Origin of the sequence: Halopseudomonas sp., assembly GCF_041579695.1 — a bacterium.
Classification (GTDB): Bacteria; Pseudomonadota; Gammaproteobacteria; order Pseudomonadales; family Pseudomonadaceae; genus Halopseudomonas.
In genome coordinates, this window is the sequence record NZ_JBFGFI010000081.1 from 1 (window position 1) to 12,893 (window position 12,893).

11 protein-coding genes and 1 tRNA gene are annotated in these 12,893 nt (G+C 57.3%); all 12 read right to left on the minus strand.

Features of this window, described 5'->3' with window-relative positions:
- On the minus strand, positions 1 to 2,512 hold a 2,512-nt coding region (locus ABYA88_RS13170), incomplete at its 3' end, for a filamentous hemagglutinin N-terminal domain-containing protein (protein WP_373187825.1).
- A gap of 79 nt (positions 2,513 to 2,591) precedes the next feature.
- Positions 2,592 to 4,262, minus strand: a complete 1,671-nt coding sequence (locus ABYA88_RS13175) for a ShlB/FhaC/HecB family hemolysin secretion/activation protein (protein WP_373187826.1) — start codon at positions 4,260 to 4,262, stop codon at positions 2,592 to 2,594.
- Positions 4,263 to 5,193: 931 nt separating this feature from the next.
- Complete coding sequence (locus ABYA88_RS13180) at positions 5,194 to 5,538, minus strand: YggL family protein (RefSeq protein ID WP_373187828.1); 345 nt, start codon at positions 5,536 to 5,538, stop codon at positions 5,194 to 5,196.
- A gap of 158 nt (positions 5,539 to 5,696) precedes the next feature.
- Positions 5,697 to 5,773: transfer RNA gene (locus ABYA88_RS13185), tRNA-Pro, on the minus strand.
- Positions 5,774 to 5,861: 88 nt separating this feature from the next.
- On the minus strand, positions 5,862 to 6,221 hold the full coding sequence (locus tag ABYA88_RS13190; protein ID WP_022964137.1) for a MerR family transcriptional regulator: 360 nt from the start codon (positions 6,219 to 6,221) through the stop codon (positions 5,862 to 5,864).
- Positions 6,202 to 6,504 carry an integration host factor subunit alpha gene (gene ihfA, locus ABYA88_RS13195; RefSeq protein WP_036992243.1) on the minus strand — a complete coding sequence of 101 codons (303 nt, stop codon included), beginning with the start codon at positions 6,502 to 6,504 and terminating at the stop codon, positions 6,202 to 6,204. Before ihfA ends, ABYA88_RS13190 begins: the two co-directional genes overlap by 20 nt.
- Positions 6,505 to 6,507: 3 nt before the next feature.
- On the minus strand, positions 6,508 to 8,889 hold the full coding sequence (gene pheT, locus ABYA88_RS13200; protein ID WP_373187829.1) for a phenylalanine--tRNA ligase subunit beta: 2,382 nt from the start codon (positions 8,887 to 8,889) through the stop codon (positions 6,508 to 6,510).
- Between the two features lie 40 nt (positions 8,890 to 8,929).
- Entirely contained in the window at positions 8,930 to 9,934 is a 1,005-nt protein-coding gene (gene pheS, locus ABYA88_RS13205; RefSeq protein ID WP_373187830.1) for a phenylalanine--tRNA ligase subunit alpha, read from the minus strand.
- 104 nt (positions 9,935 to 10,038) lie between these two features.
- Complete coding sequence (gene rplT / locus ABYA88_RS13210; RefSeq protein ID WP_150277093.1) at positions 10,039 to 10,395, minus strand: 50S ribosomal protein L20; 357 nt, start codon at positions 10,393 to 10,395, stop codon at positions 10,039 to 10,041.
- Positions 10,396 to 10,417: 22 nt separating this feature from the next.
- On the minus strand, positions 10,418 to 10,618 hold the full coding sequence (rpmI, locus tag ABYA88_RS13215; protein ID WP_022964142.1) for a 50S ribosomal protein L35: 201 nt from the start codon (positions 10,616 to 10,618) through the stop codon (positions 10,418 to 10,420).
- Positions 10,619 to 10,679: 61 nt separating this feature from the next.
- Positions 10,680 to 11,231, minus strand: a complete 552-nt coding sequence (gene infC / locus ABYA88_RS13220; protein ID WP_373187833.1) for a translation initiation factor IF-3 — start codon at positions 11,229 to 11,231, stop codon at positions 10,680 to 10,682.
- Positions 11,228 to 12,893: threonine--tRNA ligase (gene thrS / locus ABYA88_RS13225; RefSeq protein ID WP_373187831.1), on the minus strand; the 1,666-nt coding region annotated here is incomplete at its 5' end. The genes thrS and infC, both read right to left, overlap by 4 nt.

The window sequence follows — 12,893 nt, forward strand, 5'->3', positions numbered from 1 at the left end:
AAGAGCCAGGAACCGCATTGCTCGGCGTGATCGCATAGGGATTGCCATCAACAGGAGCCGTCGCCACCGTGCCGGGGCTGGTCAGGGTCACGCCGCCGATGGTCTCCCCCGCTACCAGACCTTGCGAGGTGAAAGCCGATGTACCCAGCACCAGCGTGTCACCGAAGACCTTGGTGGCGTTATTGGCCGTGATGGTCAGCGGTGCCGGGGTGATATCGGCGCGGGTGACATAGGTTCCGATTGTGGTGCCGTAGGGGGCAAAGAGCGCAAAGACCGCATCGGAAAAGCTGCTTTCATAAGTGATCAGCTTTTCAACACCCACATCCTTGGTATCGAACAGCGCATTGGTGACCGCGCCCAGGGCGACAGGAGGCTGCGTGTTGGTGACATCAGGTTCGAGGCCACTGACTGTTGCATTGCGCAGGCCATCGTAAACCTTGTCATTACCCAACCCGAATACCCAGGCTTTGGCGTCCAGGGCTCCGCCGCCAGTCAGATTCAAGCCGTAGGCGAGAATTTCGGCCTCGGTCGTGGCGTAGCTCTCCGGGTTGAAACGAATACTCAGATCGCCGGTGCCTACGGTGATGCAATTGCTGCCGCAGGTAATCAGCACGGTGCCTCCGAGGATAGCGCCTGGTCCGGTGCCGTTGTTGTCGGCAATCAGAATGACGTCGCCAGTGGTGACCGTCATGGCCGCGTTCAGGTTCACGTCCTGCCCGGCGACCGCAGTGAGGTTGCCAGTGGTGATGGTCGTGGCCGCATTGATGTTGACGTCGTTGACGGCGAGAAAGGCAAGGCCACCGGTGGTGGTGGTGATGTCCGCATTGACATTAATGTCGCGCCCGGCGTTCGCCACCAGGCTGCCATCGGTGCCGGTGATATCGGCTCCCAGATTTACGTTGATATCCCGCTCGGCATTGAGCGTCAGCGTCGTGGGTGCCACCCAAGTAATTGCGTTCATAATGGTGATGTCACCATTGCCGCTACCGCTGGCTCCGGTATTTTCTGTGGTCACGGTGATATTGCTGCCACCGAGGGCAGTGACCAGATCACTGACATTGATATTGGCTACAGTAACCCCCGAATCGGGGGCGAATACATTTCCTGTTGACGTCGCGCCCGACGCAGGCGTGCTCGAGATGGTGATATCCGCCGGATCCAGCAGCCACATGCCAAACTGACCATTCGCTGCGCTGGTATTGACCTTGATACCCGACACTTCCAGCCAGCCGCCGGAGGTTTCGATCAGGCCGCCGTTGCCTGACTCCTTGCCGCCGCGGGCGGTGATGGTGCCGTGCGCGCGGGTCGAGTCATCACCCCAGAGTACCACCGTACCGCCGTCGCCGGCAGTATTGGCATCAGCATTGATGCTGGAATCACTGCTCATATAAGTCGCTTTGGCGTTCTCTACGTCTGCGTTCTTGCCCTGGTATCCACCGCCGAGCAGCACGGTGCCGCCGCCAGCGTCGCCGGAGGCATCGATTTTCGCATCTACCAGGCCCACGTGACGGGCTGTTGCAGTAACGCTACCGCCAGTCTCGCCGGTATCGCTACCGGATACATCCAGGGTGCCGCCCAGATTCACGGTACCGCTTTGCATATCGCCGGAAAGCGTAATCTTGCCGTTGCGATTCTCGATGCTCTGAGCACGGACCACGCCGGTATTATTGACCGAGGACTGAAACAGATCGCCCGCCGAACGGGCCGTCATCATTACTTTGCCACCATCGGCCTGGATCATCCCGCCGTTATCTACCAGCGCTTTTACAGCGCCCTGATCAACGGCGACGTTGAGCAGGCCATCGCCCGCTACGTCGAGGGTAATAGCTTCGCCTGCGGCCAGCGCCACCGTACCGAGATTGGCCTGGATAACGCCCTGGTTGCTGACGTTGGCGCCGAGCAGAGCAACATAGCCACCGTCTGCATTGATGCTGCCCTGGTTGACGACGCTGCCGTCATTGGCGCCCGCAAATGCGTGCTTGCCAGCCATGAAATCGCTGTCGCTGATATCCAGCGTCGAGGCGACCAGACCGCCGACGTTCACCGCAGCGCTTTGACCAAACAGCACGCCGTTCGGGTTGACCAGGAAGACCTTGCCGTTGGCATCCAGGCTACCCAGGATGGTCGAGGGGTCGGAACCCAATACCCGGTTGAGCGCAATGGCGCTGCTGTTGGGCTGGACAAACTTGACCGCTTCGCCCTGGCCGATGCTGAAGCCCTGCCAGTTAATGCTGACATTCTGCGAGGTCTGGTTAATGGTCATGCTGTCTGCACCGCTTTCGATGCTCGCGCTGCCCGCTACTACCGAACCATCGGTAGGTAGGGCATAGGCATTAAAACCGGTAGCCAACATGACTGAAGCGGTCAGTGATCTGAGGGCAAAGCCCATGCTGCGCGAGGCGATGCTTTTTCTGCCGCTGCCGGTTTTCTTGCCACCGCTTTTGGCGTGTTCTGAAGCGGCAACATAGGTACCGCTCTTGGCGTTCCAGATTGATTGATAAATAGCGTTCATGAGGTGCTCCAACTTGGTTGCAGGCATTTTTTGTGGGCGCATTCAGCGCCTTGTTTTTTGTGCTTGGCGAGCACGCTGATCAGAAGTATTTGACCAGTTGCACCCAGAAGCGCCCGTTTTTATCCGGAGCAGCGGTTGCATCCTCACTACCCAGCTTTTGGGCGTAGGAGGCCTTTACCGAGAAATTGTTATTGTCGATCCAGTTGACGCCAACGCCTGCTCCGGTAAGGGTGCGGCTGTTGTCGGAACCATCCCAGGGATCCTTGTGTACTGTGACGGACCCGCCATCAACAAAGCCGATCAGATGCACTTGTCCGAGCTGCTGGCTGGAAAGTTGTGCAAGCAGGTATCTGGCTTCCACAGTCGCCAGATAACCTTCATCACCAAAGGCCTCGCCCTGGGGATAGGCGCGTACGCCGTACATGCCGCCCAGTGACATCTGCTCGGAGCTGTCGAGGTTTTTCGATGCCACCTGACCGCTGACTGCGCCATAGAGTGAAACCCGATCGGTGATGTGCTGCAGGCGCATGACATCCAGGCCCAGCTTGTTGTAATTACCATTGGTGCGTGCAGACAATGCATCTGCCTGACGTGTTTCAGGTGTCTCAATATCAAGCACACCGGTGGACCAGGTCGCCGAAGCTGCGCTGAAGCCGCCGCCGCCGAAATCGTCGCTATGATTGCCGCGCAGGCTGGTCATCAGGACATGAATATTCTTGTTGGTAACCAGAGCTGGCGAAACCGCATCGATACGATCTTCGAAGGTTTTGTAGTCATAGCCAACCTGGGCATAGAGGTTACTGCGGCGCGAACGCAGCAATGGATAGCTGGCGAAGACGCTGGCAATGTCTGCCGTGCCGTTGGCATCCAGGTCACTGAATTGTTTGCCCAGCTCATATTCCAGGCGGCTGTAGGCCACGCCGGCGGTCGCCCGGCCAAACTGCATCTGGTAGGCCGCACGCGCATAGTTCAGACCGTCGAAGGCGTGGAGCACGCGCAATGTAGCGACGTCGCCCTGCGCGGCCAGGTTGTTGATGTTCAGCGTCGCACCAAGGCGATACTCGCCGGTGTAATAGTTGCCCGCGTTGTCGGCATCGATGCTGCCGGTTAGCGTTTGCCCCGGGGTAACATCGACGATCAGGTCGGCGGCACCTACAGAGGCGCCGGGCACCAGAGTTGATCTAACGTTCACGCCGGGGGTATCCGATAGCAGCAGCAGACGGCTTTCCAGTTCTGCAGAGTCGATTACCTCGCCACTATCAAGACCATTGAGAAGACTGTTTGCCTGGCGGTCGGAGAGGTTGCTCTTGTTGCGCAGACTGATATCCCCGTAACGACCTTCAACCACAGCAATTGTCACCGCACCTTGCTCAATTTCCTGGGCAGGCAGATAGGCCTGGGCAACGAAATAGCCTTTTTCATGGTAGAAAGCTGCAATGCGTGCAGCCATCTGCTGCAATTCGCCAAGGCTCAACTCACTACCCGCGGTAAAGCCGGTGAGGGCAAGCAGCTCGGACTCGGAATAGAGCGTCTGTCCTGTCAGGCTCAACGAATTGACCTGAATCTTCGCCCCTTCGGCATCAGTAACAACAGGCGCCTGGGGTTGTTCGACCCGAATCTCCGGCGCTGCTTTTTCCAGGGTAGGAGAAGGCGGAATCTGTTGTAGCTGAGTTCCGCCGTCCGGGAGCTGCTGGGCGAACACGCTCGAGCTCAATGTCAGCAATGCGAATGTTATAATTTGTTTTTGCAAGATAGACCCCTTGGCAAACCCTCACTAACTCGGACGACATTGACTTTCATGCGCGCGCAGTCGTTTTGCGTGTTATTTACGCAAAATATGTAGAGAGTTTGGAATATGCTACGAAAAGGTGAGGCCGCCCGAATGGGCACGGCGTTCCGGACGAACTCCAATGGGCGGTAGGAGCGCGTGAAATCTGTTGGTAGTAATTATTGCAACTCGCCGGCGAGGACCCGATCAAAACGATCGTGGTAATCTGCTGGTTTAGCTGTCAGTAGCGGGTGGTAGTTTGGCGATAATCGGCACCTCGATACTCTTGAGGCGAACAGTACACCGGTAAATAATTGAAGCAACAGACGCTTTTAGTAGCAGAAACTCTGATTGGTCTCTGCGGGGCTAAAGTGATTGCGCCATTACTGTGCCGTATGTGCAACGTACAGCATATTGAAACAATGTCTACCAATTAATTGTGGAAAAAAAATAAATATTCTGATTCAGCGACAGCGCTCCCAGCCAGAGCGGTCGGATGCCGAGAAGGAAGACGCGAACTTTGTTGGAATCGGATGTTAGTGGTCTGTTAGCCATCGATTAACGGGGCCTGATGACAGAAAGCGCGATTCTATTTGTGGCAGCCGGTTTTGGACTCAGTTGGCTGCCGTGGTTACCGGGCACCTTCGCAACCCTGCTCGGCATGCCTCTGGCTTGGTGGATGCTGCGATCTTCGCCTGGATAGTTCTCAGCTTAGGCATTGCCTTCTGGAATCGGTACCGGAAAACAAAAAAAGCCGATCATTTCTGATCGGCCTTTCTGTTAAATATCAGTCGGGACGGAGTGATTCGAACACTCGACACCTTGCATACCATGCAAGCGCGCTACGTAGCGAAGCTATTCCGACTGCTACAAAAAACGCTTCTGCCCCCCCCCTAAGGGGAGGATTAGCACCTCAAACCGCGGCAGTAATCGACTTGTCTGAATACCAGGCATCCACCAGCGGGCTGACTTCAACTTTGCTCAGTTCGCTACGGCTTTTGAGCCAGCTCTCTACTGCACCACGCTGTTCTTCGCTGACAGAGCCACGCTCGGCCAGGCAGACCAAACCGAAATCTTCGCCGCCAACATAGTCCAGGCCGTTGGATTCCAGAGCCTGCAGGATGAATTGATCGAGGAAGCTATCAATCTCTTCAACACTAAGGTCATCCTTGAGATCGAAGTGCAGCTCAAATCCCAATTCTTGAAACTCATCAACACAGAGCTTTTTGCGTAAGCGACGCGAACGGTTGGTAGCCATGAAAATTCCTCTTTGGATGATTTCAACAGGGAGAATAGCAAGCTTGAAGATCGGTCAGATGACAAAATGCGCGGGGAGTCAATTTGCCGGTAAACGCCCGGCGGTTCCCAGAAATGAAAAAGCCCAATGCGTGAACATTGGGCTAAATCACTGAATATTGGTCGGGACGGAGTGATTCGAACACTCGACCCCTTGCACCCCATGCAATTGCGCTACCAGGCTGCGCTACGCCCCGACTGTGCTTCGACTTTGTCTGTCGAAGCGGGTCGCATAATACATTAACTATCTGATACGAGAAAGTTTTTTTTCATTATGCGGGTAAATCAATGGGTGCGCAGAACCTGCAGCACTTCTTCCAACTCGGTGATGGTCTGGCGGATCAATTGCTTGTAATGCGTGACGTCTTCCTTGGCTTCGTCACCGGACAAGCGCTGACGGGCGCCGCCGATAGTGAAACCCTGGTCATACAGCAATGCACGGATCTGACGGATCATCAGCACGTCCTGGCGCTGGTAATAACGTCGGTTGCCGCGCCGCTTGACCGGAGACAGCTGGGGGAATTCCTGCTCCCAGTAACGCAATACATGAGGCTTGACCGCACACAGCTCGCTCACTTCGCCAATGGTGAAGTAACGCTTGCCGGGTATGACTGGTAGTTCGTCGTTATGGCTGGGTTCCAGCATATGCTTCTACTCGTGCCTTGAGTTTCTGTCCGGGGCGAAAGGTGACCACACGCCGGGCGGTAATGGGAATTTCTTCACCGGTCTTGGGGTTGCGGCCTGGCCGCTGGCGCTTGTCGCGCAGGTCGAAGTTGCCGAATCCCGACAGCTTGACCTGCTCGTTGCTTTCCAGGGCGTTCCGAATCTCTTCGAAAAACAGTTCTACCAGTTCCTTGGCTTCACGCTTGTTGAAGCCGAGTTCCTCGTAGAGACGTTCTGCCATTTCTGCTTTTGTCAGAGCCCCCATAGGCTATTTCCTTAGTGTGGCATTGAACCTTTGCTCCAGAGACATAAGCACCTTGTCCATGACAGCGTTCACCTCATCATCAGTAAGAGTGCGCGACGAATGCTGTAACGTCAAGCCGATTGCCAGACTTTTTCTATGCGGATCAATGCCTTTACCTTCATAGACGTCAAACAACCTTAGGTTCTTCAGCGCATCGTCTGCATTGCTACGGATGTCGGCGAGCAGATCGGCGGCCACCACCGTCTTGTCGACAACCAGCGCGATGTCGCGGCGCACCTCTGGAAAGCGCGACAATTCGGCAAACCGCGGTAGGCGGCCTTTGATGATTTTGCCCAGGGTCAGCTCGAATACGAACACGGCGCCCTGCAAGTCCAGCTCGGTGGCCAGCTGCGGATGCAGTGCGCCGAGCCAGCCGACGGTTTCGCCATCGCGGGTGATACGCGCGGTCTGACCGGGATGCAGCGCAGGATGCTCGGCGGGCTCGAAGCGGTACTGATCGCCCGCTCCGCCCTGCCCCAGCAACGCTTCGACGTCACCTTTCACATCATGAAAGTCGAGTTTGTCGTTACTGTTGGCCCAGCCTTCCGGGACGCGGCTACCACAGGCTATACCGGACAGCATGGGCTCCTGCAGCAATTGGCCGCCGGCCTGAGGCACGAAGCGCTGGCCACTTTCGAACAGGCGCACGCGGCCCTGCTGACGGTTCTGGTTGTATTGAACGGCTTTGCTCAAGCCTGGCCACAAGGACGTACGCATCACGGCCATGTCGCTGGAGATCGGGTTGGCCAGGGCCAGCGGTTCGATTTGCGGATCGAACAGCTTGTTCAGGCCCGGCTCGACGAAGCTGTAGGTAATGGCTTCGTGGTAACCGCGAGCAACCAGCAGACGACGCAATACCGGCAGTTCGCCACGGGTCTCGGGCTTGGCGGTCAGGTTCAGCGCTGCGGTGGGCGCACTGACTGGCAGGCGATTATAGCCATAGAGACGAGCGAGCTCTTCGATCAGGTCTACTTCAATGCTGATGTCAAAGCGGTGGCTCGGCACATTGACCTGCCACTGCTCGGCGCCATCGGCGTTGATCTGCAGGCCCAGACCGGTGAGGTAACCGGTAATATCGGCGTCGCTCATCGGCATACCCAGCATCTGGCTGATGCGCTCATTACGCAGGATGATGTGCTTGAGCGTGGGCAGCTGCGCCTCTTCGACTGCTTCAACGATCGGGCCCGGCTCGCCTCCAACAATTTCCAGGATCAGTGCCGTGGCGCGTTCGGCAGCTTCACGCTGCAGCTGCCAGTCGACGCCGCGCTCGAAACGGTGCGAAGAGTCGGTATGCAGGCCGTAACCGCGGGCCTTGCCAGCGATCGCGATGGTGTCAAAGAAGGCGCTTTCCAGGAACAGATCGGTGGTTTTCTCGCTGACGCCACTGTGCTCACCGCCCATGATGCCGGCCATAGCCAGGGGGCGCTCGTGGTCGGCGATGACTAGGGTGTCGGCGTGCAGAGTGATTTCCTGGCCGTCGAGCAGAACCAGCTTTTCGCCCTCCTCGGCCATGCGTACACGGATGCCGCCATGGATTTCGGCCAAATCGAATGCGTGCAGCGGCTGACCCAATTCGAGCATCACGTAGTTGGTGATATCGACTACCGGATCGATGCTACGGATGTCGCTGCGACGCAGGCGCTCGACCATCCACAGCGGGGTTGGGCGGGATAGGTCGACATTGCGAATCACCCGGCCGATATAGCGCGGGCACGCCTGGGGAGCCAGCAGCTCGACCGGACGCTGGTCATCATTGACTGCGGCTACCGCTGGTACGTCTGGACGGCAGACGGTTTCGCCATAGTTGGCGGCGACTTCGCGGGCGAGACCGGCGATCGACAGGCAGTCACCGCGATTGGGCGTCAGGTCGACTTCGATGATGACATCGTTCAGGCCAAGGTACTCGCGCAGGTCCTGCCCTGCGGGCGCGTCGGCGGGCAGCTCGTAGAGGCCGTCGTGGTCATCGGACAGCTTGAGCTCGGCAGCCGAACACAGCATGCCCTGGGACTCGACGCCGCGCAGCTTGGCCTTCTTGATCTTGAAGTCTTCACCCAATACCGCGCCGACGGTGGCGAACGGCACCTTGATGCCGGCACGCGCGTTGGGCGCACCGCAGACGACCTGGTGCTGCTCTCCGCCGGCGCTGACCTGGCATACGCGAAGCTTGTCGGCATCGGGGTGCTGTTCGGCGCTGATGATTTCACCGATTACCACGCCACTGAAGACGCCGGCGGCGGGCGTGACACTATCGACTTCCAGACCGGTCATGGACAGGCGCGCAACCAGCTCATCGCTGGAGACCGGCGGATTCACCCAGGTGCGCAACCACTGTTCACTGAATTTCATTATTGGTTCCTGCTTTCAAAGGGATTGGCGGATGCGTCGCTTAGCGAAACTGCTCGAGAAAACGCAGATCGTTATCGAAGAAGATGCGCAGATCGCCTACTCCGTAACGCAGCATCGTCAGGCGCTCGACGCCCATGCCGAAGGCAAACCCCTGGTATTTCTCCGGATCGATGCCGGACATGCGCAGCACATCCGGGTGCACCATGCCGCAGCCCAGCACTTCCAGCCAATCGGCCTTCTCTTCGCCGTTCTTGACTACGGTGCGGCGGATGTCCACCTCGGCCGAGGGCTCGGTGAACGGGAAGAACGAGGGACGGAAGCGCACTTCCAGGTCAGCCTCGAAGAATTCGCGCAGGAACTGCTCGATGGTGCCTTTCAGATCAGCAAAACTCACGCCCTCGTCAATCAGCAGGCCTTCGACCTGATGGAACATGGGTGAGTGGGTCTGATCCGAGTCGCAGCGGTAGACACGGCCCGGACAGATGATCCGGATCGGCGGCTGCGTGCTTTCCATGGTGCGGACCTGTACCGGTGAGGTGTGGGTGCGCAGCAGAGTGTTGGCATTGAAGTAGAAGGTGTCATGCATTGCCCGGGCCGGGTGGTGGCCGGGAATGTTGAGCGCTTCGAAGTTGTGGTAGTCGTCCTCGACTTCAGGACCTTCCTCGACGGTATAACCGACGTGGGCAAAAATCTGTTCGATCCGCTCCATGGTGCGGGTCACCGGATGCAGTCCGCCACTGACCTGACCGCGGCCTGGCAGGGTGACGTCAATCCGTTCGGCAGCCAGCTTCTGATCCAGCGCGGCTGCTTCCATGGTGCTCTTGCGGGCGTTGAGCTCGCTTGAGACCTTTTCCTTGGCTTCGTTGACCATGGCGCCTACTTTGGGGCGCTCTTCGTTCGGGATATTGCCCAGGGTCTTCATTACCTGGGTCAGTTCGCCCTTCTTGCCAAGGTATTGCACGCGGATCTGTTCAAGCGTGCTGACATCATCGGCCTGTTCGATAGCCTTCAGGGCTTGGCCGACCAGGGCGTCAAGGTTTTCCATTTACAGACTCCAGAAACAAAAATAGGGGAAGAGCGTTGAGGCTCTTCCCCTATTAATGACGTTGCCAACCGGAGCCAGGCTCCGGTGATTGTCGTAACGAGGGCTTAAGCCAGGCTAGCCTTTGCTTTTTCGACAATCGCGGTAAACGCCGCTTTTTCGTTCACAGCCAGATCGGCGAGAACCTTGCGGTCGATTTCGATGGACGCTTTCTTCAAACCAGCGATCAAACGGCTGTACGACATGCCGTTCATACGAGCACCAGCATTGATACGGGCGATCCACAGAGCACGGAACTGACGCTTGCGCTGCTTGCGGTCACGATAGGCATACTGACCTGCCTTGATGACCGCCTGCTTGGCAACACGGAATACACGCGAGCGCGCACCGTAATAGCCTTTGGCGAGTTTCAGAATTTTCTTGTGACGCTTACGCGCCATTACACCACGCTTAACACGAGCCATTCTTTATATCCTCAACCTTGACTTATCGGAGGCGCAACATGCGCTCTACTTTTTGCACATCAGCAGGGTGCAACTCGGAAGTACCCCGAAGTTGACGCTTACGCTTAGTGCTCATCTTGGTCAGGATGTGGCTCTTGAAAGCATGCTTGTGCTTGAGACCGTTACCGGTCGCCTTGAAGCGCTTCGCGGCGCCCCTTTTGGTCTTCATCTTTACTTTAGCCATGTTCAATTTCTCCGCATAGAGCGTTAATAGATAACCGCAAGGCCTGGCGATGCCCTGGAGGTTACTTTTTCTTCTTGGGTGCGATGACCATCATCAGCTGACGACCTTCCATTTTCGGATGCTGTTCGACGGTGCCGTATTCCAGAAGGTCTTTTTCGACCCGCTGCAACAACTCCATCCCCAGCTCCTGGTGGGCCATTTCGCGGCCGCGGAATCGCAATGAAACCTTGGCTTTATCCCCATCACTTAGGAAGCGTATAAGGTTGCGTAGCTTGACCTTATAGTCCCCTTCTTCCGTCCCTGGTCGAAACTTTATTTCTTTGATCTGAATCTGTTTCTGATTCTTGCGCGCGACGGCCTGTTGTTTCTTCTTTTCGAAGATGTGCTTACCGTAATCCATGACGCGGCAAACAGGCGGCTCTGCATCAGGAGAGATCTCAACCAGGTCCATCTTGGCCTCCTCTGCGGTGGCCATGGCTTCCTGAATGGACACGATACCGATTTGCTCACCTTCGGCACCGATCAGGCGGACTTCGCTCGCCGTGATGTTCTCATTGATCGGCGGGCGTTGTGCGGCTCTTTTGTCTTGTCTCATCTCGCGTTTAATCGTTATAGCTCCGAATTCTGGCGGCCTCGTTGTGCAACGTCACGGGCGAGGTATTCGGAGAACTCGGTAACAGTCATGGAACCCAGATCTTTACCCTCCCGCGTGCGCACGGCCACAGTGTGCGATTCGACTTCCCTGTCTCCAATTACCAGGAGGTAGGGTGTCTTGTGCAAAGTATGCTCGCGAATCTTAAAGCCAATTTTCTCGTTTCTCAAGTCCGCATATGCCCGATAGCCCATTTCATTGAGGCTTTTCTCCACTTCGGAGCAAAAATCGGCCTGATTGTCGGTGATATTGAGAATTGCGGCCTGAGTCGGTGCCAACCAGGCAGGAAAATCGCCAGCGTAGTGTTCGATCAAAATACCGATGAATCGTTCAAAAGAACCCAGAATTGCGCGGTGCAACATGACCGGGGTCTTGCGCGAGCCATCTTCGGCTACATATTGGGCGCCGAGGCGACCCGGCAGCATGAAATCCAGTTGCAGTGTGCCGCATTGCCATACCCGACCGATACAGTCGCGCAGGGAGAATTCGATCTTCGGACCGTAAAAGGCGCCCTCGCCCGGCTGCAGGTCCCATTTCAGGCCCGCCTTGTTCAGGGCCGACTCCAGGCCCTTCTCGGCCTGGTCCCAGAGCGCGTCGTCGCCGACACGGCTTTCCGGGCGGGTCGACAGCTTGAGCTCGACGTCGTCGAAGCCAAAGTCCTTGTATACCTGCAGCGTCAAAGCGATGAAGTCAGATGCTTCAGCTTCTACCTGCTCGTCGGTACAGAAGATGTGGGCATCGTCCTGGGTGAAGCCACGCACGCGCATCAGGCCATGCAGGGAGCCGGAGGGCTCGTTGCGGTGGCAGGAGCCGAACTCGGCCAGACGCAGCGGCAGTTCGCGGTAGCTCTTCAGGCCCTGGTTGAACACCTGCACGTGGCACGGGCAGTTCATCGGCTTGATGGCGTAGTCACGGCTTTCGGATTCGGTGGTGAACATGGCATGGGAGTAATGCTCCCAGTGGCCTGAGCGCTCCCAGAGCACCCGATCAACGACCTGCGGGGTCTTGATCTCTTTGTAGTTGGCGCCACGCTGGATCTGGCGCATGTACTGCTCGAGCACCTGATAGATGGTCCAGCCATCCGGATGCCAGAACACCATGCCCGGGGCTTCTTCCTGGGTATGGAACAGGCCCAGGCGCTTGCCGATCTTGCGGTGGTCACGCTTCTCGGCTTCTTCCATACGCTGGATGTAGGCTGCCAGCTGCTTCTTGTCGGCCCAGGCGGTGCCGTAGATGCGCTGTAGCTGTTCATTCTTGGCATCGCCACGCCAGTAGGCGCCGGAGATACGGGTCAGCTGGAAGGCCTTGAGAAAGCGCGTGTTCGGCACGTGCGGACCGCGGCACATGTCGACGTATTCTTCGTGGTGGTACAGGCCCATGCTCTGCTCATCGGGCATGTCTTCTACCAGACGCAGCTTGTAGTCCTCGTCACGCGAACGGAAGACTTCGATGACCTCGGCACGCGGGGTGACCTTCTTGACCACGTCGTAATCGGTCGAGATAAGCTCGCGCATGCGCGCTTCGATCGCAGCCATGTCTTCGGGCGTAAAGGGGCGCTCGTAGGCGATGTCGTAGTAGAAGCCTTCCTCGATCACCGGGCCGATAACCATCTTGGCCGAGGGA